This is a genomic window from Metapseudomonas phytobenefica (genome assembly GCF_043392685.1).
GTDB lineage: Bacteria > Pseudomonadota > Gammaproteobacteria > Pseudomonadales > Pseudomonadaceae > Metapseudomonas.
Genome location: NZ_JBHZGM010000002.1, coordinates 76,442 through 101,329, shown reverse-complemented (window position 1 = coordinate 101,329; position 24,888 = coordinate 76,442). Strand labels below are relative to the sequence as shown.

Genomic DNA, 24,888 nt, shown 5'->3' with positions numbered 1-24,888 from the left:
ACATTCCACCTGAGAAGACGAATTATCCGACGGATCGGACAAACCGTTCCTGAAGCCCTTCCCCATCGAAGGGCAAGATGTCAGAGACTGGTCCTGATCGGAAAGCGAGCCCGGCGGCACCCCACCTCAATAATCCACCTTCCCCCTGCCCGCCTTTATCTCCCCCCGTCTGGCCTTGCCTTCCAGCCGCCGCTTCTTTGATCCCAGCGTGGGTTTGGTCGGCCGGCGCGCCTTCTGCACTTTCGCCACGCTGCGGATGAGTTCGGCCAGGCGCTCTAGGGCATCGGCCCGGTTCTGTTCCTGGGTACGGTATTGCTGGGCCTTGATGACGATCACGCCGTCACCGGTGATGCGGCTGTCGCGCAGTTGCAGCAGGCGTTCCTTGTAGAAGTCCGGCAGGGATGAAGCACGGATGTCGAAGCGCAGGTGCACCGCGCTTGAAACCTTGTTGACGTTCTGTCCGCCGGCACCCTGGGCGCGGATGGCGGTCAGTTCGATTTCGTCGTCAGGCAGGTGGACGCTGTTGGAGATCAGCAGCATGGGCATGCACACCGAGAGGCAAGGATACAAAGCATACGTAGGCTGCGTTGCGCCTGCCAGAAGCGCTTGCTCGCACCGGATGCGGTCGATCACCTCGCGAACATGGCGAGCCACGACATGGAAGTGGTCATGGACCGCCTCGATCTGGAGGGCAGCACTGTTTCACTTCCGAATCGAAGGCAGTGTTCATGTTCATTGCTACCCCTGGATCTGTCGGCAGCACTCACCCATCAGTCCGAAAAATGGGGGACTGGCTTCTCTTGCCTGCTTTAGGAGCCAGCTTGCTGGCGAGCCAGTTCCTACGGGCCATGCAGCGCCCGGCAATACTTGCGCCAATTCATTCGCAATGGGATACACAGCTCCCCGTCACATTCGCCAGCTGGTCATACGCTCCGGACAGCGACTGATTTCGCCTCCACAACGGGTACTGCCGTAGCCTTGCGCATCGCCGGTACCTTGCCGCATCCTGCCCTCTTTCCACCGTCCGCCCGAAGTTTCGAGACTCGACCATGGCTGACAGCGCCTTTTCCGGCCGCATCATCCAAAACCTGCTGGATACCGATTTCTATAAACTGACCATGATGCAGGCGGTGCTGCACAATTACCCGAACGCCGAAGTCGAGTGGGAGTTCCGCTGTCGCAACAATGAGGACCTGACGCCCTATCTCGCGGAAATCCGCTTGCAGATCGAGCAACTGGCGGACATTTCCATCACTCACGACCAATTGCACTTCCTCGAACGCATTCCCTTCATCAAGCCGGACTTCATTCGCTTCCTCAGCCTGTTCCGCTTCAACCTGCGCTACCTGCAACTGGGTATCGAGGACGGCCAGTTCTGCGTGCGCCTGCGGGGGCCCTGGCTGCACATGATCCTCTTCGAGATTCCCCTACCGGCAATCATCAACGAGGTGCGCAACCGCTGCCGCTATCGCGACGTCAAGCTGGTCCAGGCGCGGGAACAGCTCTACCGCAAGCTCGACTGGCTCCGGGCCAATGCCAGTGACGAAGAGTTGCAGGACTTCCAGCTGGCGGACTTCGGCACCCGCCGGCGCTTCTCCTACGAGGTCCAGGAAGAAGTGGTGCACATTCTCAAGCGTGACTTCCCCGGCCGCTTCGTCGACACCAGCAACATCCACCTGGCCCGCGAGTTCGACATCAAGCCCATCGGCACCATGGCTCACGAATGGCTGATGGCGCACCAGCAGTTCGGCCCGCGCCTGATCGACAGCCAGATCGCTGCCCTCGATTGCTGGGTTCGCGAGTATCGCGGCCTACTGGGCATCGCACTGACCGATTGCATCTACATGCAGGCCTTCCTCAACGCCTTCGACCTGTACTTCGCCAAGCTCTTCGACGGCCTGCGCCATGACTCCGGCGCCCCGCTGGAGTGGGCGGAAAAGGCCATCCGCCATTACCAGAAACTGGGCATAGACCCGCTGACCAAGACCCTCGTATTCTCCGATGGCCTCGACCTGCCACGGGCAATGGCGCTCTACCGTGCCTTGCGCGGGCGCATTCAAGTCAGTTTCGGCATCGGCACCAACCTGACCTGCGACATCCCTGGCGTCGAGCCCATGAACATCGTGATCAAGATGACGGCCTGCAACGGCCAGCCGGTGGCGAAGATTTCTGATGAAGCAGGCAAGACCCAATGCCGCGACGAGAACTTCGTCGCCTACCTGAAACACGTTTTCCGCGTCACCGACGCCCAGTAAGGACTCCGCACATGAGCAGCAATCGCCAGCAAGAAATCACCAAAGCCCTGGACGTTGTCCCGCCCTTCGCCGACGAAGCCGCCCTGGTGGCCGAGGTCGAGCGCCGCAAGGCCTTCATCAAGGACTGCCTGCGCAACTCCGGCCTCAAGGTGCTGGTACTCGGCATCAGCGGCGGCGTCGACTCCACCACCGCCGGCCGCCTGGCCCAGCTCAGCGTCGAGGAAATGCGTGCCGAGACCGGCGATGACGGCTACCGCTTCATCGCCGTGCGCCTGCCCTACAACGTCCAGCACGACGAGGCGGACGCCCAGGTGGCCATGAACTTCATTCGCGCCGACGAAGAAGAAACCGTGAACATCGCCGACAGCGTGATCGGCCTCGCCGAACAGGTCACCCACCTGCACCATCTCAACGACGCCCGCCGCGACTTCGTCACCGGCAACATCAAGGCGCGCATCCGCATGGTCGCCCAGTTCGCCATCGCCAACGCCAACAACGGCCTGGTGATCGGCACCGACCACGCCGCCGAGGCGGTGATGGGTTTCTTCACCAAATTCGGCGACGGCGCCTGCGACCTGGCGCCCCTCTCCGGCCTGGTGAAGAATCAGGTGCGCGCCATCGCCCGTTACCTGGGTGCACCGGACAGCGCAGTGCACAAGGTGCCGACAGCCGACCTGGAAGAACTGCGCCCCGGCAAGCCGGACGAAGAAGCACACGGCGTGACCTATGCCGAGATCGACGCCTTCCTCCACGGCCAGGAAGTCAGCCAGCGTGCCTACGACATCATCGTTCGCACCTACGACAACACCCAGCACAAGCGCAATCTGCCGCTGGTGCCCTGATCGGTTGATGGGTATCGCACGGAGCGATACCCATCTACGAACCACACCAGCCTGGCGAATAGCCCCGACGGGCCGTGTTACAGCGTCTCCGCCTCGCTCTGGCGGCGCGGCCATACCAGGCTGAAGCGTGCGCCGCCCAGGGTTTCGCTGCGGCCGATCTGGGCGCGGCCGGCGTGCCAGTAGATGATCCGCCGCACGATGGAAAGCCCCAGGCCGTGGCCGCCGGAGGCGCGGGTGCGGCTGTCGTCCAGCCGCATGAAGGGTTTGAAGATCTTCTCCCACTGGCTCTCCGGCACGCCGGGGCCATCGTCTTCGACGTCGATGCGGCAGCGCTTGTGGCCAATCTGGTAATTCAGCTGCACCCGCGATTCCGCATGGCGCATGGCATTGCTCACCAGGTTCTGCAGCGCGCGGTGCAGGTAACGCGGCTCGGCTTCGACCCAGGCCCCGTCGTCGCCGACGTTCAGGCACAAGCCCCGCTCGATGCGAACCGATGCACGCAGGGGGGACAGTTCGGCGATCACCTGATCGAACAGCGCATCCAAGTCCACGCGCTGGAATTGCAAGGCCGGCGAGCCCTGCTCCAGGCGCGCGTAGGTCAGCATCTCGTCCACCAGCTTGTCCAGTTCCTGGATGTCGCCGTCCATGCCCTCCATATATTTGCGCCGGGACTGGTCGTCCTCGGCGTCGCCGATCATCTCCAGGCCGAAGCGCAGCCGCGCCACCGGGGTACGCAGCTCGTGGGAGACCGCGCGGATCAGCTCGCGCTGGAGGCTCAGCAGCCGCTGCAACTGCTCGGCCATGCCATTGAATGCAGCAGCCAGACGCCCCACCGAGTCGGCGCCCCCGGCAGGAACCCGCGCGTCCAGCTTGCCCTGGGCGATGTCGGTGGCAGCGCTCTCCAGCGCCATCAAGCGATGCTCCAACTGGCGCACCAGGAAATACACGGTCAGGCCGATAAGGGTCAGGCCGAGGAAACCGATCAGCACCAGCATCTGCGGTGGATAAGGGTTCATCTGGTGCAGCGGCCCCATCTCCAGCACCCAGGGGGTGTCCACCATGCCGGCGATCACACGGATGGAGTCGCCGTCCTTGCCGAGCGCCATCACCGTATCGCCCTCGTCCACCCGGCGGCGCTGGTCGACGTCCAGATCGGCGTCCTTCAGCGGGATCAGCCGCATGTCGAAGCCGAACTGCTTGTTTTCCTTGATGGATGCCAGGCGCTGGGGCTGTTCGTTCACCGGGAAGCGCACCAGCTCATCCATCAATAGATAGACGGTGGCCCGCGCCAACTGCTCGCTGATCTGCTCCACGTCGCCGGTGAGCAGCAGCCGCTCGCCCACGCTCACCAGGGCGAACACCCGCGCCGCATGGGGCCCGGTCTGTTCCACCAGCACCTGGCCTCGCGCCAGGCGATTGCGCGCGCTGTTGTCCAGCTTCGAACCCTCCATGGGCTGCAGTGCCAGGGGAATGCCCAGCAGGCGTCCCCAGAGCACCACCGCGCGGCGGCGCTCCACTTCATTCATGGGCTGGAGGTTGTCGGCCATCAGGCGGAAAGTGCCGCGGGCGAGGCTCTCGCGGTATTGGTCGGCGCGCACCTGGTTGACCTGGTGGATGGTGAAGACGCCGAGCAGCGCTACCAGCACCAGGGTGACCAGCATGCCGCCGTAGATGCGCAGGAAGATCGAGTTCATCGACTGTCGCCCGTCTGGTGCGAAGCGTCAGAGGCCTTCGGCGGCCTCTCTGACAAATAGATAGCCCTTGCTGCGTACCGTCTTGATCAGGCGCGGGTGCATGGGGTCGTCACCGATCTTCGGACGGATGCGTGAAATGCGCACGTCGATGGAACGGTCCTGGCCGTCGTACTCGATGCCGCGCAGGGAATTGAAGATCTCCTCGCGGGAAAGGATGCGCCCGGCGTTCACCGCCAGCAGCCAGAGCAGGTCGAACTCGGCACTGGTCAGCTCGATGCTGCGCTCGTTGAGCCAGGCCTCGCGCATGGCGTTGTCGATCACCAGCGGGCCGAACTCCAGGCGGCGCTGGTTCTCCACAACCGGCACCTCGGCGGCCACCTCGCTGCGCCGCAACAGGGCCCGGATGCGTGCCAGCAGCACACGCGGGCGCACCGGTTTGCACACGTAGTCATCGGCACCCAGTTCCAGGCCCAGCACCTGGTCCATGTCGTCGGTGCGCGCGGTGAGCATCAGGATCGGCCCCTCGTACTGGCCGCGCAGCTTGCGGCAGATTGACAGGCCATCCTCCCCCGGCAGCATCAGGTCCAGCACCACCAGATCCGGCCGCTCCTTGAGGATGCGCGCCACCGCCTGGCCGCCATCGGACTCGATGGCCACCTGCAGGCCGTTGCCTTCCAGGTACTCACGGGTCAGATCGGCCAGTCGCTGATCGTCTTCGACTATGAGGATTCGCCAGGCTTCTTGCTCCACCACACACTCCCTAGACAGCGTCAGGACCATCGAAAAACGGGCCCGCATTGTAGCAACGCCGGATCGATAGCACAGCGCATACCAGATGCGAGCGAAAACACAAGATATTGTGTTAGCTTGCGACGCCGTCGACAGTGCCGCCGAACCCCGAAAACCGCCCACTCGGCGGCGACGAACGGCAGAGCCTAGAGCCACCGGGGCTTTGCCTCCGTTACCCCACAGTCACCCACAAATCACCCACAAGTTATCCACAGGCTAGATATTGTGGCTCGCCTTGCAATACCCCCAACAGCGCATTATCTTGTACTCCCATCGAGCCAAGCCCCTACATATAGGGGTGAGGCGTACCACCGGACACTAACTAGAATCAAGCGCTAACGGCTTTTTCCGAGCCTGACCACCGGTGTGTCACATGCGGTATTTCACCCACCAAACGCCTCTGGCGAGTGGTGCCGGCCCAGGACACAAAGAACGTGACTGGGGGCCGGAAGCGGGTGCGGCGCCAACAGCGCCCACCACTAGGTATTGTGGTTGTCACGGTTCTTCAACACCGTGGCGATTGACTTGTAGGGCCAGGAAGGCACTTGAGTCCTGCCCTTCTGCCCCGAAGCACCACGTATTCGCGCCCGGCACCGCTGCCGTGCGTCTTGCGTTGTGAAAAGGGTACGAAGGCGGTTCAGGCGCCCTTAGATAAATCAGAACATGGAGAACCCCATGCAGACCGACACCACTCGCGAGAACCCGCAGGCCGCAGCGCCGCAGGCAGCAGATTCCACTCAGGATCTGGCCGCCACCGCGCCCGGCCAGCTGCGCGTGATCAAACGCAACGGTACTGTCGTTCCGTACACCGACGACAAGATCACCGTTGCCATCACCAAGGCGTTCCTCGCAGTGGAGGGCGGTACTGCCGCGGCCTCTTCGCGTATCCATGAAACCGTCGCCCGCCTGACCGAGCAGGTCACCGCGACTTTCAAGCGCCGCATGCCCTCCGGCGGCACCATCCACATCGAAGAGATCCAGGACCAGGTTGAGCTGGCCCTGATGCGCGCCGGCGAGCAGAAAGTCGCCCGCGACTACGTGATCTACCGCGAATCCCGCGCCTTGGAGCGCTCCAAGCGCAGCGCCGGCAACGAAGTCGCCCAGCCGCACCCGAGCATCCGCATCACCCGCGCCGATGGCAGCCAGCAGCCACTGGACATGGGCCGCCTGAACACCATCATCAGCGAAGCCTGCGAAGCCCTGGCCGAAGTCGACGGCGCGCTGATCGAGCGTGAAACCCTGAAGAACCTCTACGACGGCGTCGCCGAGAAGGACGTCAACACCGCCCTGGTGATGACCGCCCGCACCCTGGTAGAGCGCGAGCCGAACTACTCCTACGTCACTGCCCGCCTGCTGATGGACACCCTGCGTGCCGAAGCGCTGGGCTTCCTCGGCGTTGCCGAGAGCGCCACTCACCACGAGATGGCCGACCTCTACGCCAAGGCCCTGCCGGCCTACGTGGAAAAAGGCGTCGAGTTCGAACTGCTCGACCCGCAACTGAAGACCTTCGACCTGGAAAAACTGGGCAAGGCCATCAACCACGAGCGTGACCAGCAGTTCACCTACCTCGGCCTGCAGACCCTGTACGACCGCTACTTCATCCACAAGGACGGCATCCGCTTCGAACTGCCGCAGGTCTTCTTCATGCGCGTGGCCATGGGCCTGGCCATCGAAGAGAAGCAGAAAGAAGAACGCGCCATCGAGTTCTACAACCTGCTGTCTTCCTTCGACTACATGTCGTCGACCCCGACCCTGTTCAACGCCGGCACCCTGCGTCCGCAGCTGTCGTCCTGCTACCTGACCACCGTTCCGGACGACCTGTCGGGCATCTACAGCGCCATCCACGACAACGCCATGCTGTCCAAATTCGCAGGCGGCCTGGGCAACGACTGGACCCCGGTACGTGCACTGGGCTCCTACATCAAGGGCACCAACGGCAAGTCCCAGGGCGTGGTTCCGTTCCTGAAAGTGGTCAACGACACCGCCGTCGCCGTCAACCAGGGTGGCAAGCGCAAGGGCGCCGTCTGCGCCTACCTGGAAACCTGGCACCTGGACATCGAAGAGTTCATCGAACTGCGCAAGAACACTGGTGACGATCGCCGCCGTACCCACGACATGAACACCGCGAACTGGATTCCGGACCTGTTCATGAAGCGCGTATTCGACGATGGCCAGTGGACCCTGTTCTCGCCGTCCGAAGTACCGGACCTGCACGACCTGACCGGCAAGGCCTTCGAAGAGCGCTACGAGTACTACGAAGCCCTGACCCAGTACGGCAAGATCAAGCTGTTCAAGACCATCCAGGCCAAGGATCTGTGGCGCAAGATGCTCTCGATGCTGTTCGAGACCGGCCACCCTTGGCTGACCTTCAAGGACCCGTGCAACCTGCGCAGCCCGCAGCAGCACGTGGGCGTGGTCCACAGCTCGAACCTGTGCACCGAGATCACCCTGAACACCAACAAGGACGAGATCGCGGTCTGCAACCTGGGGTCGATCAACCTGGTCAACCACATCATCGATGGCAAGCTGGACACCGCCAAGCTCGAGAAGACCGTCAAGACCGCAGTTCGCATGCTCGATAACGTAATCGACATCAACTACTACTCGGTCCCGCAGGCGCGCAACTCGAACCTCAAGCACCGTCCGGTGGGCCTGGGCATCATGGGCTTCCAGGACGCCCTGTACCTGCAGCACATCCCCTACGGTTCCGAAGCGGCCGTCGAATTCGCCGACAAGTCCATGGAAGCGGTGAGCTACTTCGCCATCCAGGCTTCCTGCGACCTGGCCGACGAGCGCGGCGCCTACGAGACCTTCGAGGGCTCCCTGTGGTCCAAGGGCATCCTGCCGCTGGACTCCCAGCAGATCCTGATCGAGGCCCGTGGCCAGAAGTACATCGACGTCGACCTGACCGAGACCCTGGACTGGGCCCCGATTCGCGAGCGCGTCAAGAAAGGTATTCGTAACTCGAACATCATGGCCATCGCGCCGACCGCGACCATCGCCAACATCACCGGCGTATCGCAGTCCATCGAGCCGACCTACCAGAACCTCTACGTGAAGTCGAACCTGTCCGGCGAGTTCACCGTGATCAACCCCTACCTGGTACACGACCTCAAGGCTCGTGGCCTGTGGGACCCGGTCATGGTCAACGACCTGAAGTACTACGACGGCTCCGTGCAGCAGATCGAGCGCATCCCGCAAGACCTGAAAGACCTGTACGCCACCGCCTTCGAAGTCGAGACCCGCTGGATCGTCGACGCCGCCAGCCGCCGCCAGAAGTGGATCGATCAGGCCCAGTCCCTGAACCTCTACATCGCCGGCGCCTCGGGCAAGAAGCTGGACGTGACCTACCGCATGGCCTGGTACCGTGGTCTGAAAACCACCTACTACCTCCGTGCCCTGGCCGCCACCAGCACCGAGAAGTCGACCATCAACACCGGCAAGCTGAACGCCGTATCGGCAGGCGGCAGCGAAACACTGCAAGCCGCAGCACCGCAACCGGCTCCGGTGCCGAAAGCATGCTCCATCGATAACCCCGACTGCGAAGCGTGCCAGTAAGCGCGCGTCGCTGAGCGGCGTCCGCGTTGTTGCCCGGCTGGCCGGCTCCCATCACGTACATGCGTACGCTCGGGGGCTCCAGCCAACCGGGCGCCTAGCGGTCACTCGCACAGCACCACGCTCGACCGGGAGTGAAATTCCCTCCCCTCTCCCTCTGGGAGAGGGGCCGGGGCGGGCCGCGGTCGGATGAGGGAAACCTCAGGCAACACCGATATCCGAACAGCCACACCCACAAACCGGGTGTGCACAGGCCAGGGCAATCCACCGCCCGGCCCTGATTCAACGCCTTAGCGTGCATCCACCCACGCATCCAGACACCAGGAGAGGAACCATGCTCAGCTGGGACGAATTCGACAAGGAAGACCCCACCGAAGCCAAGGCAGCCCCCGCCGTTGCCCAGGCCGCCGCCAGGACCATCGACAAGCTCGACGACGAAGCCGCCGGCTCCGTTGAAGACGCCCGCGCCGTATCGGCCGCCGACTCCGACGCCGTCGCCCGCGCCAAGAAGGCCCTCGACGCCCTCGATATCCAGGAAGGCCTGGACGACCTCGAAGGCTCCGCCGCGCGCGTGCAGGTCGGCGACAAGCAGATGATCAACGCCCGCGCCGACCTCAACCAGCTCGTCCCCTTCAAGTACGACTGGGCCTGGCAGAAGTACCTGGATGGCTGCGCCAACCACTGGATGCCGCAAGAAGTCAACATGAACGCCGACATCGCCCTGTGGAAGAGCGCCGACGGCCTCTCCGAGGACGAGCGCCGCATCGTCAAGCGCAGCCTCGGCTTCTTCTCCACCGCCGACTCCCTGGTGGCGAACAACCTGGTGCTGGCCGTGTACCGCCTGATCACCAACCCCGAGTGCCGCCAGTACATCCTGCGCCAGGCCTTCGAAGAGGCGATACACACCCACGCCTACCAGTACTGCATCGAATCCCTAGGCATGGACGAAGGCGAAATCTTCAACATGTACCACGAGATTCCGAGCGTCGCGAAGAAAGCCTCCTGGGGCCTGAAGTACACCCGTTCGATCTCCGACCCGACCTTCCAGACCGGCACCCCGGAGACCGACCGCCAGTTCCTGCGCAACCTGATCGCCTACTACTGCGTACTGGAAGGCATCTTCTTCTACTGCGGCTTCACCCAGATCCTCTCCATGGGCCGCCGCAACAAGATGACCGGCACCGCCGAGCAGTTTCAGTACATCCTGCGTGACGAGTCCATGCACCTGAACTTTGGCATCGACGTGATCAACCAGATCAAGATCGAAAACCCGCACCTGTGGGATGCCCAGATGAAGGACGAAGCCACCCAGATGATCCTGCAGGGCACCCAGCTGGAGATCGAATACGCTCGCGACACCATGCCGCGCGGCGTACTGGGCATGAACGCGGCCATGATGGAGGACTACCTCAAGTTCATCGCCAACCGCCGCCTGACCCAGATCGGCCTGAAAGAGGAATACCCGGGCGCCACCAACCCGTTCCCGTGGATGTCCGAAATCATGGACCTGAAGAAAGAGAAGAACTTCTTCGAAACTCGCGTTATTGAATACCAGACCGGCGGTGCGCTGAGCTGGGATTGAATCCGGGTCACGTAAGTTTTCAGCAATCAGTAAATTCTTTTCACTGAATGTTGAAACGGCGCACCGACACGGTGCACAACCGCTGCCCTGGGGAGGGCAGCGGCACTCGCCATCCAGGCGTTAGTAACACGGGCAAGGCCGATATGCCCATGGAGTCGGGCGCAGGAGTACAGGAAAAGTAAAGGATTGGGGATCGCGCAAGGATGCGCGCGCTGTCCGCTCAGGACGGCAGAAACAAGAAACCCACAGCAACCGTTCGCGCGGATGCCGTGGGTCTTGACCGTACCAGTGAAGAAAGCCCACTCGTACGGGCCGTGATCGGAGGAACTCCAAAATCACGAAAGCATTTGGGGAAATGCGGGGCGTGATTATGGATGACCTTCGAGCGGTGTCAACGGCTGATCGTCGGAGATGAGACTCATACGAGATTAATCTTCGAAACAAGCAAGAGAGCTAGGCGATTGGCCTTGCTCAAACATCGACACTGAAAAGGCCATTTTTTATGTCTAAGAAAAATCAGCACGTTGTTCCGTACGGCGACGACTGGGCCGTCAAAGGCGCAGGCAATTCGAAGGCAACCAGGGTAGTAGGTACCCAGGCAGAAGCCATCGAGCTAGCACGCGAAATTGCCAAAAACCAAGGCAGCGAAATGCTTATCCATGGCAAGGATGGTCAGATTCGCGAACGCAATACCTATGGGGATGACCCCTTCCCTCCTAAGGGCTGATTAAAACGGAGTAGTCGAAAATGCCGGCGAGCAATGCTCGCTGGCCATTTTTCATTGGCAGAACAGCGCTGCAGGTTTGGCAAAGTACGCTGCCGCCTTAAAAAATCACGTTCCTTGGTTACTCGAGCCAATTCGCGCTTGAGACGGGCAAGCTCCTCATCCCGCGGGCTTCCCGTTCCTGGGAAGGCTTTCTCCATACCCGGTTGTGCTTCCCGAACCCAGCGGTTTAGCAGGCTCGGGGCCACTCCAATCTCTTGGGCAATTTGGCGGCAACTGGCCTCTGAACGACGAGCCAGTTCAACGGCTTCCCGCTTGAATTCGGGACTGTATTTCTTGCGCTTCATGAACACTCCTTCAGCTCGGTATGAGCTTACTCGAAAGTGTCCGTGATAACGGGGTAGAACCCCTGTTGGGCTCTACCCATCCTACGGACTCCCCCCGGAGGCCACATCCGCCAGGCGGGGGTCACGCAAAGTCCCGCTCCAACTCGATGGTGTTGGTGGTCCGCTCGTGAGCCCAGGGGTCGCCCTTGAAGTAGAGCTGCAGGGTCACGAGCACATGGAGCGACTCGGTACCACAGCGCGATACTTCATTGCAGCCCGTACTGCTCGGTGACCGCCTGCACGACGCAATCCCCCATCGCTCGCCGTGTCTGCAGGGTCGCACTGCCCAGATGAGGCTGCAGCACCACATTGTCCAGTTCAAGCAATGCGACGGGCACCTGGGGTTCATGGGTGAACACATCCAGCGCAGCCCCACCAAGCCGGCCGTCCTGGAGACGGGCCACCATCTCCTCTTCGTCAATCACGGTGCCCCGCGCCACGTTGACGATGACCCCCTGGGGCCCGAGCGCATCCAACACCTTGGTATCGACCAGATGCGACGTGGAAGCACCGCCCGCAACGGCGACGACCAGGATATCGCTGGCCTCGGCCAGGCTTCGCGGGTCAGCGTGGTATGCGTAAGCACAGCCAGGTACCGCATTGCGGTTGTGGTAGGCCAGCGTGACACCGAATGGCTGCAGGCGACTGGCGATCGCTTGGCCGATGCGCCCCAGGCCAATGATCCCGACCCGCTGTCCGCGCAGGCTGGTGCCCAGTAGCGGGAAGCCGCCCCTGTGCCAATGCCCGGCGCGAACGAAACGGTCGGCTACGCAGACCTGCCGCAACACGGCCAACAGCAGCGCAACGGCCTGATCGGCCACGGCATCGGTCAGGATGTCATTGGTGGTGGCGATGCGAATGCCCCGGCCGTTTGCCTGCTGCACATCCATCCGGTCGACACCCACGCCGTTCACGGCAATCAGCGACAGGTTCACCAACGCCGTCATCAGCGCGGGCGGAACGCCCTGTACGCCATTGGTGACCAGCGCGCCAAAGCGTTCGGGGCGATCGTTCAGCAGCGCAGCCTGGGCTTCTGGGTCGAAGGCCCGCACCAGCTCAAAGTCCCTGGCCAGCCGGGCCTCATGCTCTTCCAGCAAGGGCGCCAGCATCAGCAGTGCCTGCTTCGGTTTCCCCATCTCGCTAATACTCATGCTGCCTCCAGCTCCAGTGGCGTGCCCTGCTCGGCAGCGGAGCGCTTGAGCATCACAGCGGGTATCGCCAGGATCAACGCGCCGCTGGCGAACAGGCACAGGCCAAGCACGTAGGTGCCATTGTTGATATTTCCGGTCAGGTTTTCCGCCACCGCAGTGATCATCGAGCCGGTGAAGCCCGACAGGTTGCCAATGGCGTTGATCATGCCGATTCCGGCAGCCGCCGCGACGCCCGACAGCACCGTGCCCGGCAGCGTCCAGAAGATCGGCATCAGGCTCAGCACACCCGAGGCCGCGACGGTCAGGAACAGGATCGAGAGCATGACGTTATCGGCGAATGCGGCGCTGAGCATCAAGCCGCAACCACCGATGAACGCAGGTATCGCGGCATGCCAGCGGCGCTCGCCGGTACGGTTGGAATGGCGTGCGTTGAGGAACATGGCGATCACGGCCACGGTGTAGGGGATGGCGGTCAGCAGGCCGATCTCCAGGCTGCTGGTCACCCCCGCGCTCTTGATGATCGATGGCATCCAGAAGGCCAGGCCGTAGAAGCCGGTGTTGAAGGTCAACAGGATCATGACTAGCAGCCACACCCGGGGATTGAAGAACACATCGCCCAGGCGCGAGGCCTTGCCCTGCTCTTCCTGTTGCAGGTTGGCCTTGAGCAGTTGCTTTTGCGCATCGGTCAGCCAGCGGGCCTTGTCGATGTTGTCGCACAGGCAAGTGAACACCACCACGGCCATGATCACCGACGGCACGCCTTCCATCAGCAGCATCCATTGCCAGCCCGCCAGGTCATGCCAGCCATCCATGCTGGTCATCAGCCAGCCCGACAGCATGCCGCCCAGCGTCAGGCTGACCGGCAACGCCATCAGGAAGCCCGACATCACCCGGCTTTGCCGATGGGTCGGGAACCAATAGTTGAGGTACAGGATCACCCCCGGGAAAAAGCCGGCCTCACAGATGCCCAGCAGGAAACGCAGCACATAGAACATGGTGCTGGATTCGATGTGGAAGAACGCGGCCAGCGGTTGGGTGAACGCCACCGCCATGGAAATGATTGCCCAGCTCAGCATGATGCGCGCGATCCAGAAGCGCGCGCCATAGCGATGCAGCAGCAGGTTGCTCGGAACCTCGAACAGGAAGTAGCCCCAGAAGAACACACTGGCGCCCAGTGCATACACGGTGTTGCTGAACTGCAGGTCGTCCAGCATGCTCAATTTGGCAAAGCCAATGTTTACCCTGTCCAGGTAGGCAGCTATGTAGCAGAGCAGCAGTACCGGCAGGATGCGCAGAATGACCTTGCGATAGGTGCGATCTTCGAATGCCTGATCGCGGGTGGGGGCGACAGATGGATGAGCCATGGCTAAGCCTCTGGGCATGTCGTGCATGCCTGTTGTTTTTATTGAAAGAGCACCGGGTGCGACAGCACCCGGTGGTAATGCCTGTCAGTAGCGGCTATCAGCAAATCGGGTCACGGCTGGGCTGGCCATCGACCAATCGCAGCAGTTGCAAGGGGTTGGCGTCGCGCAGTGCCTCGGGCAATAGCGCATCGGGGAAGTTCTGGTAGCACACCGGGCGCAGGAAGCGGTCGATCGCCAGGGTGCCGACCGAGGTGCCACGGCTGTCGGAGGTGGCCGGGTACGGGCCACCGTGAACCATGGCGTCGCACACCTCGACGCCGGTGGGGTAACCGTTGACCAGCACGCGCCCGGCCTTCTGCTCCAGCACCGCCACCAGTGGCGCGGCTTCTGCCAAGTCGCTCAGCTCACCGATCAGGGTTGCGGTCAGTTGCCCGCCAAGCGCGTGCAGCGCGGCAAGAAGCTGGGCTTGGTCGGCAAGTTCGACCACCACGGTGGTGGGGCCGAAGATCTCTTCCTGAAGCAACGGCTCCCCGTCCAACAACAGTTGTGCCTCGGCCTGGAACAGCTGCGGCCAGGCCTGGTTACCCTGCTGCTCGGCCCCGGCCAGGTGGCGTATGCCCGGGCGGGCCTTGAGGGTGGCTACGCCATGGGCATAGCTGGCCAGGGTGCCGGTGTTGAGCATGGTCTGCGGCGCTTGATCGGCCATTTGTGCACGCAGGTGCTCGACGAAAGCGCTGAACTCGGGTGAACGCACCCCCATCACCAGGCCGGGGTTAGTGCAGAACTGCCCACACCCCAGTACCACCGAGGCGGTCAACTCACGGGCCACCGCCTCGCCACGGGCGGCCAGGGCTCCCGGTAGGACGAGCACAGGGTTGATACTGCTCATTTCGGCGAACACCGGGATCGGCTGGGGACGCGCCGCAGCCATGTCGCACAGGGCCCGGCCGCCCTTGAGCGAACCGGTGAAGCCCACCGCCTGGATGGCTGGGTGCTTGACCAGCGCCTCACCTACCCTGGCGCCGAAGATCATGTTGAAGACCCCAGCCGGCATACCGCAACGCTCGGCGGCGCCAACGATGACCTCAGCCACCCGTTCGGCCGTGGCCATGTGGCCGCTGTGAGCCTTGAATACCACTGGGCAACCTGCTGCCAGCGCCGCTGCGGTGTCGCCACCAGCGGTGGAAAACGCCAGCGGGAAGTTGCTGGCGCCAAACACCGCGACCGGCCCCACGCCCATGCGGCACTGGCGAACGTCCAGGCGAGGCAGCGGGGTGCGCTCGGGCTGCGCACGGTCGATGCGCGCACCGACGAAATCGCCCCGGCGCAGCACTGTGGCGAACAGCCTCAGCTGGCCACTGGTGCGTGCCCGTTCGCCCTGGATGCGCGCAGGCGGCAAGGCCGTTTCGCGGCAAACGGTGTCGATGAAGTCGTCATCCAGGGCATCCAGCGCTTCGGCAATGGCGTCCAGGAACTCCGCCCGGCGCGCGGCAGGCAACGCCCGGTAGATGGGATAGGCGGCGGCCGCAGCCTGGGCCGCAGCATCTACTTCGACTTCCGTGGCTTGATGGAACGCGCCCGGCAGCGCCTGTCCGGTACGCGCATCGAAACTGTGCAAGGTCGCCTGGCCGCTTGCACGGCGGACCCCGCCGATGAATTGTTGGCCTGCGTATGACGTCATGGTTGATTCCCTCGGCATTGCGAAAGTCATAGGGCGCTAATCTAGGCGGCTCTTCGATTCTTGCCCAATGGCCTTTAGGGATCATCCGATAACGATGCGTTATCGATCGCCCGACACTCGCCGGGTGTTGGTCAACAGGATCTCGGCGAATTCCAGCGCCACGCCGCTCAAGGGCTCGCCTTTGCGGGTGAGGATGCCGTAGTCCTGGGGTGTCAGATGCAGCGGCGTGTCGAGGCTGACCAGCACACCGCTGGTCAGGTGCGGCTCGACCATCGCCTGGGGCAGCATGCCGATCATCGGGCCACCCAGCAGCACCTTGAGAAAGGTCTGCATGGAAATGGTATCGATGGTATTGCGCGGCACCGCCACGCCCGCCTCGGCGAAGGCCTGCTCCATGCGCCCACGAATGGGGGTGCCCTTGGGGTAGAGGATCCATGGCCACTCCAGCAATTGTGGCAAGGTCACCGGCCCGGCAGAACTCAACGGGTGCTTGTTGTTGACCACGAAGCAGAACGGTTCCGGGGCCAGCGGTTGAAAGTCGAAGCGCTGGCGCTGCGACACGTCGGTAAAGCGGGCCACGGCCAGGTGCAGGTGCTTGTCTTCGAGCATGGCCATCAGATGGTCACTGGTCTGCTCCACCACCTCGATCGAAAGCAGCGGCTTGCGCTGCTTGATCTCCACGATCGCCTCCGGCAGTGCCACGGCGGTGGCCGCGAAGATGCCCCCCACCTTCAGATGACCGTGGCCGCCCTGGCGCAGGTTGTCGATCTGCTCGACGAAGTTTCGCGCATCGTTCAACGCCACCTGCGCATAGCGCACCACCTGCTCGCCCAGCGCGGTGGGCGGCATGCTGCGCGGCAAGCGTTCGAACAGGGCGAAGCCGAGCAGGTTCTCGATCTCCTTGAGCATCTTGCTGATCGCCGGCTGGCTGAGGTTCATCTGCTGCGCTGCCAGATGCATGTTGTGGGTGCGTCCGAGGGTATCGATGAGCACCAGGTGGCGGAACTTGAGCCAGTTACAAACGTGGGAGAAGGAAAGGTCCGACATTGGAATTCACCGCCCCTGCAATAACCATACGTTATCGAATAGTGAGAATATGCCATTGGAGTTTATCACTCGTCTTGCCTAGCGTGCAGTTCTCCCGTTCAACGAGACTCTGATGCCATGCCGATGACGCTAACCCCCGCCAATACCCTGCCTGAGGACGGCCTGACCGGCACCCTGATCGGCCGCGCCTGGACCCCCGGTGAACCCGGCGGCCCCTCGCCGATCGTCCTGCGCAGCGACGGCGTGTTCGACCTGTCCGAACGCTTCGCCACCCTCAGCCAGTTGCTCGAAAGCGATGACCCGCTGCAGGCCGTGCGTAGCACCCCGGGCCGCTTCCTGTGCAGCGTCGAGGCGCTGCTGGCAAACAGTGGCGAGGCAATCGACGCCAGCCAGCCCTACCTGCTGGCGCCGGTCGATCTGCAAGTGATCAAGGCCGCCGGCGTCACCTTTGCCGCCAGCATGATCGAACGGGTGATCGAAGAGCAGGCCGGTGGCGATGCCAGCAAGGCCGAAGCGGTTCGCGCCACGGTACGCTCAGTGATCGGTGACAATCTGCGCGCTGTGCGCCCCGGTTCGCCGCAGGCTATGACACTCAAGGCACTGCTGATCGAACAAGGCATGTGGTCGCAGTACCTGGAAGTCGGCATCGGCCCGGATGCCGAAGTGTTCACCAAAGCGCCGGTACTGGCCGCGGTCGGCAGTGGCAGCGCCATCGGCGTACACCCAGGTTCGGCCTGGAACAACCCCGAGCCTGAGGTGGTGCTGGCCGTCGACAGCCGCGGCCGCATCCATGGCGCCACGCTGGGCAACGACGTCAACCTGCGCGATTTCGAAGGCCGCAGCGCACTGCTGCTGAGCAAGGCCAAGGACAACAATGCTTCGTGCGCCGTCGGCCCGTTCATTCGCCTGTTCGACGAAACCTTCGACCTGGACGCCGTGCGCCGCTGCGTGGTCAACCTGGACGTCCAGGGCACCGATGGCTACCGCCTGGTCGGCAGCAGCTCGATGGCGCAGATCAGCCGCGATCCTGAAGACCTGGTCCGCCAGACATTGAATGAAAACCACCAGTACCCCGACGGTTTCCTGCTGTTCCTCGGCACGTTGTTCGCCCCCACCGAAGACCGCGATCAGCCAGGCGCCGGGTTCACCCACAAACCGGGTGACCAGGTACGTATCGCCAGCCCCCTGCTCGGCCAACTGCATAACCAGGTGACCACCAGCGATCAGGCACAGCCCTGGACCTTCGGCCTGGGTGCGATGATGCGCAACCTGGCTGCCCGAGGCCTGCTGCGGCCCTGACCGCCCATAGCAACCGAAGCCCCACAACAACAACAAGCGAGGCAAGACATGCACACTCAAGCCAGGGACACCGCTCCCGACCCGCGCCAACTGCGTCGGGCCATTTATACCGGCGCCATCGGCAGTGCCCTCGAGTACTACGACTTCGCCATCTATGGACTGGCCTCGGCGCTGGTCTTCGGCCACATCTTCTTCCCTTCGCTGGGCACCACGGGGGCGCTGCTGGCCAGCTTCGCCACCTACGGTGCCGGCTTTCTGGCACGACCGTTCGGCGGGCTGTTCTTCGGCTCGCTGGGCGACCGCAAGGGGCGCAAGCTGGTGCTGCTATTGACCATCGCCCTGATGGGTATCGCCACCACGCTGATTGGCCTGCTGCCAACAGGGCCCGCCGGAGCCGTACTGCTGGTGCTGCTGCGCCTGCTGCAGGGCTTCGGTGCCGGAGCCGAACAGACCGGCGCCGCCACCCTGATGGCCGAACTGGCGCCCCGTGAGCGTCGTGGCTTCTATGCCGCACTGCCGTTCATCGGGGTATTCAGCGGCCTGGCCCTGGCCACCATTACCTTCCGCGTGATGCAATCCTCGCTCAGCCACGAGGAACTGCTGGACTGGGGTTGGCGCGTACCATTCCTGGCCAGCGTGGTGCTGATCTTCATGGCGGTGTGGATACGCCTGAAGCTCAAGGAAAGCCCGGTGTTCCAGCAACTGAGCCAGAACCACCAGGTCATCGAGTCACCGATGCGCTCTGTGCTGCGCAACGCTCGCCGTCCGCTGGCGGCGACTACCCTGATGCGCATGGCTGAAACCGGCTGCTCGACACTCTACGCCACGGTCTCCATCGCCTTTCTCACCGGTTTCGCCACCCGCCACCTTGGCGAGGACGGCGCCAACCTGGCCAGTATCGGCACCAATGCGGTGTTGGCCGCGAGTATCCTGAGTGTATTGACCACGCCCCTGTTCGGCGCGCTTTCCGACCGCTTCGGGCGCTTGGCGGTATACCGTGGCGGCGCCTTGTTCGGCGCGTTGTGGGCCTTCCCGTCGTGGTGGATGATCGACAGCGGCGACTCGACCTTGGTGAGCATCGCTGTGGTGGGTGGTTTCGCCCTGGCCGCCAACAGCATGCTCGGCGCCCAGTGCGCACACTTCACCGAACTGTTCGGCAATCGCTATCGCTATTCTGGCGTGGCCCTGTCCCGCGAATTGGGCGCCATGCTGTCCGGTGGGCTGGCGCCGATCCTGGGTATCTTCCTGGTCGGCCTGGCGGGCGGTGCCTACTGGGTACTGGCGCTCTATACCCTGGCATTGACCGGCCTGACCTTGATCGGCACCTTCCTGTCGACCGAAACCCGGGGTCGTGACCTCACAGTCCTGGACGACGCGGTAGGAAGCAGCACCTCAACCGTGCAAGTGCCGGCAGGCGTTGGTGCTCTGCAACGCTGACCGCCCCGAATAAAAGAGAGAACGACATGACCACTACCCCGAAACGCCCGCTGCGCAGCCAGCAGTGGTTCGACGACCCGAGCCACGCCGACATGACCGCGCTGTATGTCGAGCGCTACATGAACTACGGCCTGACCCGCGACGAGTTGCAGTCGGGTCGGCCGATCATCGGCATCGCCCAGACCGGCAGCGACCTCACCCCGTGCAACCGCCATCACCTGGAACTGGCCCAACGGGTCAAGGCCGGTATCCGCGATGCCGGTGGTATCCCCATGGAGTTCCCGGTACACCCGATTGCCGAGCAGAGCCGCCGCCCCACCGCCGCGCTGGACCGCAACCTGGCCTACCTGGGTCTGGTGGAAATCCTCCACGGCTACCCGCTGGACGGCGTGGTGCTGACCACCGGCTGCGACAAGACCACCCCGGCCTGCCTGATGGCGGCGGCCACCACCGACCTGCCGGCTATCGTGCTGTCTGGCGGGCCGATGCTCGACGGCCATCACAAGGGCCAGTTGATCGGTTCTGGCACGGTGTTGTGGCACGCGCGCAACCTCATGGCCGCGGGCGAGATCGACTATGAAGGCTTCATGGAAATGACCACCGCCGCCTCCCCGTCGGTTGGCCACTGCAACACCATGGGCACGGCGCTGTCGATGAACGCCCTGGCCGAAGCGCTGGGCATGTCGCTGCCAGGTTGCGCCAGCATCCCTGCGCCCTACCGCGAGCGTGGGCAGATGGCCTATGCCACCGGCAGGCGCATCTGCGAGCTGGTGATGGAGGATGTGCGCCCCTCGTCGATCATGACCCGCGAAGCATTCGAGAACGCCATTGCCGTCGCCTCTGCCCTGGGCGCCTCGAGCAACTGCCCGCCACACCTGATCGCCATCGCCCGGCATATGGGCATCGAGCTGTCGCTGGACGATTGGCAGCGCATTGGTGAAGACGTGCCGCTGCTGGTTAACTGCATGCCAGCCGGCAAGTACCTGGGCGAAGGCTTCCACCGCGCCGGCGGCGTGCCGGCGGTGATGCATGAACTGCAAAAGGCCGGCCGCCTGCACGAAGGCTGCACGACGGTCAGCGGCAAGACCATCGGTGAGGTGGTGCGCGACAGCGTCACCAGCAACCGCGACGTGATCCTGCCATTCGACGCCCCGCTCAAGCTCAACGCCGGCTTCATCGTGCTCAGCGGCAACTTCTTCGACAGCGCGATCATGAAGATGTCGGTGGTGGGTGAAGCGTTCCGCAAGACTTACCTGTCCGAACCGGGCAAGGAAAACAGCTTCGAGGCCCGGGCTATCGTCTTCGAGGGACCAGAGGACTACCACGCGCGCATTGACGACCCTGAGCTGGAAATCGACGAGCGTTGCATCCTGGTGATTCGTGGCGCCGGTACCGTGGGTTACCCCGGCAGCGCCGAAGTGGTCAACATGGCGCCCCCGGCAGCGCTGATCAAGAAAGGCGTCGACTCGCTACCCTGCCTGGGCGATGGCCGCCAGAGCGGTACTTCGGCCAGCCCTTCGATCCTCAACATGTCGCCGGAAGCGGCGGTCGGCGGTGGCCTGGCGCTGGTGCAGACCAACGACTGGTTACGGGTGGATCTCAACCAGCGGCGCGTCGACCTGCTGGTGGACGAGGAAGAGGTGGCGCGCCGTCGCGCGGCGTGGAAGCCAAACATTCCGGCGTCGCAAACGCCCTGGCAGGAGCTCTATCGGCAGTTGGTGGGGCAATTGTCCACTGGCGGCTGCCTGGAGCCGGCGACGCTGCACATGCGCGTTATCGCCCGGGAAGGTGGAATGCCACGGCATTCTCACTGACCCTTGCATGACCCGGCAGGCGCGCATTCCAGTGCGGCGCCTGCCACAGGTGATCGGCTGATCCCTGAAACCAACTCCATGCCGGTGGGTTTCGGGATGGCGCCGTATCGCAGGCGCTCGCCCGTCCCCATCGGCAGGCCTTTTCGCCCGCTCATTCCATCCTTCAAGTGAGGGTGCGATCGCCGATCTAACCTCTGGTTGTTGGCGCCCCACCGGAGTGAGAAGCGATGAACACGAACGACAAGCCGAACCTCGACAAGCTCAGCCGGAAACCTATTGATCCTTCCGAGCCAACGCCGTCCGCACGGGGCAAGGCGCGGTTTCAGATCGAAGCGCGAAGTGGCTGTGATCGGCGGGGCGGCGGAATGGATCGGGCGGCGCCCGGCGAGGAACGACATCCATAACGCCCCATTGATGGGTTTCGCTCCGCTCTACCCATCCTACGGACTACCCTCGGAGGGCACATCCGCCAGGCGAGGTCATGCAAAGCCCCGCGCCAGCACGATGTCGAACACGCCTCTGCGCAACTCGCCGTCCTGCTCCAGCTCGATGGTGTTGGTGGTCCGCTCGTGAGCCCAGGGGTCGCCAGCGATGAAGGGGTCGCCCTTGAAGTAGAGCTGCAGGGTCACGGGCACATGGAGCGACTCCATGACCCGGAAATGGATGTGCGCGGGGCGCATGATCCCGCCGTACCTTTCCAGCCCCGGCAGGTTCGGTGGCACCGGGTAGCGGCCCGGCATCACGGTCTCGATGCGGTACTTGCCCTGGGCGTCGGTGTAGAGCATGCCGCGCAGGCGGAACTTGCCCTTGTCGGTGTAGTTACCGGGCGTTTCGGTGTCGTACAGGCCGGCACTGTTGGCCTGCCAGATTTCCACCAATGCGTTCGGGACCGGCGTGCGGCAATCCGCGCTGAACACGGTGCCGGTTACCACCAGGCGCTCCCCCGGTTCTTCGGGCCCGGCCAGTCGTGACTGGAAGGGTGCACCGAAGCGGTAGTAGGGACCGAGGATGTCGCCCTGGGTGATCGGGCAACCCTGCTGTGCGAAGGCCGACCTTGCCAACAGTCCTCCACCCAGAAGCACCATGCCGCCGCCCAGGAAATGACGCCGCGAGATGCCCGCCAATGGATGCTTATCCACACTCGCCTCCTCCCCATCAAGGGCCCGGCCACAGTGATGACGGCACGCCAGACTTCCCGGACGACGAGGCGTGTGCCTGACAAGTCTAGCCATTGGCCAGCACCCCACCATGCCGGTTGGTCGACTGGGAAGTAATGAATCCGGCGGCGCCTCGTGAGGATCGACCCCCATGTAGCGGCCCGGCATGACGGCTTCAGCAAAGAAGGGGCACCCAGCGCCTGCACCACTCCAGGCGATCGACTAGCGGGATGGAGCCGAGTCCTGCAGGTGCGCCCGGGTTTCACGAATGTCCCTGGCGGGCGAGGTGCCGAACATTCGGCCGTATTCCCGGGTGAACTGCGGGATGCTTTCGTAGCCCACATCGGAAGCGGCCTTGCAGATCGCCGTGCCTTCGAGCATGGAGCGCCTGGCTTCGATCAGCCGCAGCTGCTTCTGAAATTGCAGTGGGGTCAGCGAGGTGATGGCGCGGAAGTGCGCATGGAACGCGGAGATGCTCATCCCGGCGGCCTCCGCCAATTGCTCCATGCGCAGCGGCTTGGTGAAGTCGGCACGGATCCTGGCCACTGCGCGGCCGACGCGCTGCGCATGGCTGTTGCTGACCCCGAGCGAGCGAATCGCCCCGCCGTGCTTGCCCGACAGTAGCCAGTAATGCAGCTCACGCAGCAATTGCTTGCCCAGCACCGGCACTGAGGCTGGGCGTTGCAGCAGGCGAATGAGGCGAAGCGCCGTGTCCGCGACCTCCGCATCGGTCGGGTCCACCCGTACCGGCGCGCCCACGGTGAACGGCGCCGAGCCCATCTCGACCACGAGTGATTCGATCAGCCCAGGGTCCAGCTCAACGACGAAGGAGTAGTACGGCTCGCCGAGGGAAGCCCGGGTGATCTGGCTGACGGTTGGCACATCGGTGGTGATCAGCAGCGACTCACCTGCACTGAAATCGAAGGTGCTGTTACCCATCGCGACACGCTTGCTCCCTTGCAGCACCAGGGCAACCAGCGGCTTCGAGATTGCGTATTGCAGCGGAGTGGGCATCGTCTCGCGGAGGATGACCACGCCGGGAAATGGCGTCTGCGCGACGCCGCCCCGATGGTTTGCATCGGCGTAGCGGCGTGCGGTTTCGAGCAGGGCGTTCGTCATGGGAGGACTCTTGCCGGTAAGTCGCTACAGATCAATACGAGCCGGATGAATTGGCAACAACCAAAGAGGAATAGGCAAAGCCAGTGGTTACACCTTCTTGAGTCACCTCCGTATTCCTTGTGCGCAAGTGCGGCTTCGTATGAATAGGCAAGACATGGCGACAATCACGCAACCTGGAAAGGTCATCCCTGCCCATAGTTGCAGCACCTGCAACCCCCACCCCAGGAGCACTCCGATGACCACCGTCTCGATTATCACCGGCGCCAACCGTGGCCTTGGCCGCAACACTGCTGTCAGCATCGCCCGTCATGGCGGCGACGTCATCCTTACCTACCGCAACGGCGCCGAGGAAGCCAAAGCCGTGGTCGCCGAGATCGAGGCGCTCGGGCGCAAAGCGGTGACGCTGCAACTGGACGTGACGGATATCTCGTCCTTCGCGGCCTTCGCCAGCACCGTCGCCGAAACGCTGCGCGCCACCTGGAACCGCAGCAGCTTCGACCACCTCATCAACAACGCCGGCCAGGGCGAGATGGCGTCCATCGCCGAGATGACCGAAGCGCAGTTCGATGCGCTGTTCAACACCCACGTTAAAGGCGTGTTCTTCCTGACCCAGGCGCTGCTGCCACTGATCGCCGATGGCGGGCGAATCGTGAACTTCTCGTCGGGCCTGACCCGCGTATCGGTCGCCGGCTTTTCTGCCTATTCAGCGGCAAAAGGCGCAATCGAAGTCCTCACGGTCTACATGGCCAAAGAGTTCGGCAGCCGTGGCATTGCAGTGAACACCGTGGCGCCCGGCGCCATTGAGACCGATTTCCTGGGCGGCGCGGTGCGCGACATTCCCGACCTGAACAAACAATTCGCCGAAATGACGGCGCTGGGCCGGGTGGGTGTGCCGGATGACATCGGCCCGATGGTGGCGAGCCTGCTGAGCCCGGACAACCGCTGGGTCAACGCTCAGCGCATCGAAGTGTCGGGCGGTCAGGCCATCTGAG

The 24,888-nt window shown here is 63.4% G+C and carries 18 protein-coding genes and 1 pseudogene; 9 read left to right on the top strand and 10 right to left on the bottom strand.

Translation table 11 applies throughout. The features are described 5' to 3' along the window. Positions 1-126: 126 nt before the first annotated feature. Positions 127-540, bottom strand: a complete 414-nt coding sequence (gene arfB / locus ACFW0B_RS02540) for an alternative ribosome rescue aminoacyl-tRNA hydrolase ArfB (protein WP_449146386.1) — start codon at positions 538-540, stop codon at positions 127-129. A gap of 509 nt (positions 541-1,049) precedes the next feature. On the opposite strand from arfB, the gene pncB reads away from it, so the two are divergent. Together pncB and nadE are read left to right on the top strand one after the other, a co-directional pair. Further along, positions 1,050-2,255, top strand: coding sequence for a nicotinate phosphoribosyltransferase (gene pncB / locus ACFW0B_RS02535; RefSeq protein ID WP_449146385.1), 1,206 nt, complete (start codon positions 1,050-1,052; stop codon positions 2,253-2,255). A gap of 11 nt (positions 2,256-2,266) precedes the next feature. Continuing rightward, positions 2,267-3,097, top strand: coding sequence for an ammonia-dependent NAD(+) synthetase (gene nadE / locus ACFW0B_RS02530; protein ID WP_449146384.1), 831 nt, complete (start codon positions 2,267-2,269; stop codon positions 3,095-3,097). Between the two features lie 77 nt (positions 3,098-3,174). Here the strand turns inward: nadE and ACFW0B_RS02525 are convergent, their stop codons facing one another. Both ACFW0B_RS02525 and ACFW0B_RS02520 read right to left on the bottom strand, forming a co-directional pair. Next, on the bottom strand, positions 3,175-4,791 hold the full coding sequence (locus tag ACFW0B_RS02525; RefSeq protein ID WP_449146383.1) for an ATP-binding protein: 1,617 nt from the start codon (positions 4,789-4,791) through the stop codon (positions 3,175-3,177). A gap of 27 nt (positions 4,792-4,818) precedes the next feature. Continuing rightward, positions 4,819-5,541 carry a response regulator gene (locus ACFW0B_RS02520; RefSeq protein WP_449146382.1) on the bottom strand — a complete coding sequence of 241 codons (723 nt, stop codon included), beginning with the start codon at positions 5,539-5,541 and terminating at the stop codon, positions 4,819-4,821. Positions 5,542-6,255: 714 nt separating this feature from the next. Here ACFW0B_RS02520 and ACFW0B_RS02515 point away from each other — a divergent pair. The 3 genes from ACFW0B_RS02515 to ACFW0B_RS02505 all read left to right on the top strand — a co-directional run bounded on the left by ACFW0B_RS02515 (position 6,256) and on the right by ACFW0B_RS02505 (position 11,444). Continuing rightward, entirely contained in the window at positions 6,256-9,138 is a 2,883-nt protein-coding gene (locus ACFW0B_RS02515) for a ribonucleoside-diphosphate reductase subunit alpha (RefSeq protein ID WP_449146381.1), read from the top strand. A 331-nt stretch (positions 9,139-9,469) separates the two neighbouring features. Then, a complete protein-coding gene (locus tag ACFW0B_RS02510; protein ID WP_449146380.1) occupies positions 9,470-10,717 on the top strand; it encodes a ribonucleotide-diphosphate reductase subunit beta in 1,248 nt (415 codons plus the stop codon). A gap of 502 nt (positions 10,718-11,219) precedes the next feature. Continuing rightward, on the top strand, positions 11,220-11,444 hold the full coding sequence (locus tag ACFW0B_RS02505; RefSeq protein ID WP_449146379.1) for a DUF2188 domain-containing protein: 225 nt from the start codon (positions 11,220-11,222) through the stop codon (positions 11,442-11,444). Between the two features lie 92 nt (positions 11,445-11,536). Here the strand turns inward: ACFW0B_RS02505 and ACFW0B_RS02500 are convergent. The 5 genes and pseudogenes from ACFW0B_RS02500 to ACFW0B_RS02480 all read right to left on the bottom strand — a co-directional run. Then, positions 11,537-11,788: pseudogene (locus tag ACFW0B_RS02500) on the bottom strand (transposase); the annotation flags it as partial. A gap of 245 nt (positions 11,789-12,033) precedes the next feature. Then, complete coding sequence (locus ACFW0B_RS02495; protein WP_449146378.1) at positions 12,034-12,978, bottom strand: 2-hydroxyacid dehydrogenase; 945 nt, start codon at positions 12,976-12,978, stop codon at positions 12,034-12,036. Beyond that, positions 12,975-14,360 (bottom strand): MFS transporter, encoded by a 1,386-nt coding sequence (locus ACFW0B_RS02490; RefSeq protein WP_449146377.1) that lies wholly within the window; start codon positions 14,358-14,360, stop codon positions 12,975-12,977. Before ACFW0B_RS02490 ends, ACFW0B_RS02495 begins: the two co-directional genes overlap by 4 nt. Positions 14,361-14,439: 79 nt before the next feature. Beyond that, positions 14,440-16,023: an aldehyde dehydrogenase (NADP(+)) gene (locus ACFW0B_RS02485; protein WP_449146376.1), complete on the bottom strand. Its 1,584-nt coding sequence runs from the start codon at positions 16,021-16,023 to the stop codon at positions 14,440-14,442. 99 nt (positions 16,024-16,122) lie between these two features. Continuing rightward, a complete protein-coding gene (locus ACFW0B_RS02480; protein ID WP_449146375.1) occupies positions 16,123-17,070 on the bottom strand; it encodes a LysR family transcriptional regulator in 948 nt (315 codons plus the stop codon). 117 nt (positions 17,071-17,187) lie between these two features. Here ACFW0B_RS02480 and ACFW0B_RS02475 point away from each other — a divergent pair, with 117 nt between their 5' ends. The 3 genes from ACFW0B_RS02475 to ACFW0B_RS02465 are packed head-to-tail and all read left to right on the top strand — an operon-like array spanning position 17,188 to position 21,620. Continuing rightward, a complete protein-coding gene (locus ACFW0B_RS02475) occupies positions 17,188-18,369 on the top strand; it encodes a fumarylacetoacetate hydrolase family protein (protein ID WP_449146374.1) in 1,182 nt (393 codons plus the stop codon). 48 nt (positions 18,370-18,417) lie between these two features. Beyond that, a complete protein-coding gene (locus tag ACFW0B_RS02470) occupies positions 18,418-19,806 on the top strand; it encodes an MFS transporter (protein ID WP_449146373.1) in 1,389 nt (462 codons plus the stop codon). A gap of 26 nt (positions 19,807-19,832) precedes the next feature. After that, positions 19,833-21,620: an IlvD/Edd family dehydratase gene (locus tag ACFW0B_RS02465; protein ID WP_449146372.1), complete on the top strand. Its 1,788-nt coding sequence runs from the start codon at positions 19,833-19,835 to the stop codon at positions 21,618-21,620. 479 nt (positions 21,621-22,099) lie between these two features. On the opposite strand, the gene ACFW0B_RS02460 is transcribed toward ACFW0B_RS02465, so the two are convergent. Further along, entirely contained in the window at positions 22,100-22,759 is a 660-nt protein-coding gene (locus ACFW0B_RS02460) for a dioxygenase family protein (protein ID WP_449146371.1), read from the bottom strand. A gap of 240 nt (positions 22,760-22,999) precedes the next feature. Then, positions 23,000-23,896: an AraC family transcriptional regulator gene (locus tag ACFW0B_RS02455; protein WP_449146370.1), complete on the bottom strand. Its 897-nt coding sequence runs from the start codon at positions 23,894-23,896 to the stop codon at positions 23,000-23,002. Between the two features lie 235 nt (positions 23,897-24,131). Between ACFW0B_RS02455 and ACFW0B_RS02450 the strand changes: the two genes are divergently transcribed. Continuing rightward, positions 24,132-24,887 (top strand): SDR family NAD(P)-dependent oxidoreductase, encoded by a 756-nt coding sequence (locus tag ACFW0B_RS02450; RefSeq protein ID WP_449146369.1) that lies wholly within the window; start codon positions 24,132-24,134, stop codon positions 24,885-24,887. Position 24,888: the final 1 nt, after the last annotated feature.

Excerpts from the sequence above, each read along its gene's own strand:
- ACFW0B_RS02485 (WP_449146376.1), bottom strand. The coding sequence starts at position 16,023 with ATGACGTCATACGCAGGCCAACAATTCATCGGCGGGGTCCGCCGTGCA.
- ACFW0B_RS02510 (WP_449146380.1), top strand. The coding sequence starts at position 9,470 with ATGCTCAGCTGGGACGAATTCGACAAGGAAGACCCCACCGAAGCCAAG.
- ACFW0B_RS02455 (WP_449146370.1), bottom strand. The coding sequence starts at position 23,896 with ATGACGAACGCCCTGCTCGAAACCGCACGCCGCTACGCCGATGCAAAC.
- ACFW0B_RS02515 (WP_449146381.1), top strand. The coding sequence starts at position 6,256 with ATGCAGACCGACACCACTCGCGAGAACCCGCAGGCCGCAGCGCCGCAG.
- ACFW0B_RS02490 (WP_449146377.1), bottom strand. The coding sequence starts at position 14,360 with ATGCCCAGAGGCTTAGCCATGGCTCATCCATCTGTCGCCCCCACCCGC.
- arfB (WP_449146386.1), bottom strand. The coding sequence starts at position 540 with ATGCTGCTGATCTCCAACAGCGTCCACCTGCCTGACGACGAAATCGAA.
- ACFW0B_RS02450 (WP_449146369.1), top strand. The coding sequence starts at position 24,132 with ATGACCACCGTCTCGATTATCACCGGCGCCAACCGTGGCCTTGGCCGC.
- nadE (WP_449146384.1), top strand. The coding sequence starts at position 2,267 with ATGAGCAGCAATCGCCAGCAAGAAATCACCAAAGCCCTGGACGTTGTC.
- ACFW0B_RS02465 (WP_449146372.1), top strand. The coding sequence starts at position 19,833 with ATGACCACTACCCCGAAACGCCCGCTGCGCAGCCAGCAGTGGTTCGAC.
- ACFW0B_RS02525 (WP_449146383.1), bottom strand. The coding sequence starts at position 4,791 with ATGAACTCGATCTTCCTGCGCATCTACGGCGGCATGCTGGTCACCCTG.
- ACFW0B_RS02495 (WP_449146378.1), bottom strand. The coding sequence starts at position 12,978 with ATGAGTATTAGCGAGATGGGGAAACCGAAGCAGGCACTGCTGATGCTG.
- pncB (WP_449146385.1), top strand. The coding sequence starts at position 1,050 with ATGGCTGACAGCGCCTTTTCCGGCCGCATCATCCAAAACCTGCTGGAT.
- ACFW0B_RS02470 (WP_449146373.1), top strand. The coding sequence starts at position 18,418 with ATGCACACTCAAGCCAGGGACACCGCTCCCGACCCGCGCCAACTGCGT.
- ACFW0B_RS02505 (WP_449146379.1), top strand. The coding sequence starts at position 11,220 with ATGTCTAAGAAAAATCAGCACGTTGTTCCGTACGGCGACGACTGGGCC.
- ACFW0B_RS02480 (WP_449146375.1), bottom strand. The coding sequence starts at position 17,070 with ATGTCGGACCTTTCCTTCTCCCACGTTTGTAACTGGCTCAAGTTCCGC.
- ACFW0B_RS02475 (WP_449146374.1), top strand. The coding sequence starts at position 17,188 with ATGCCGATGACGCTAACCCCCGCCAATACCCTGCCTGAGGACGGCCTG.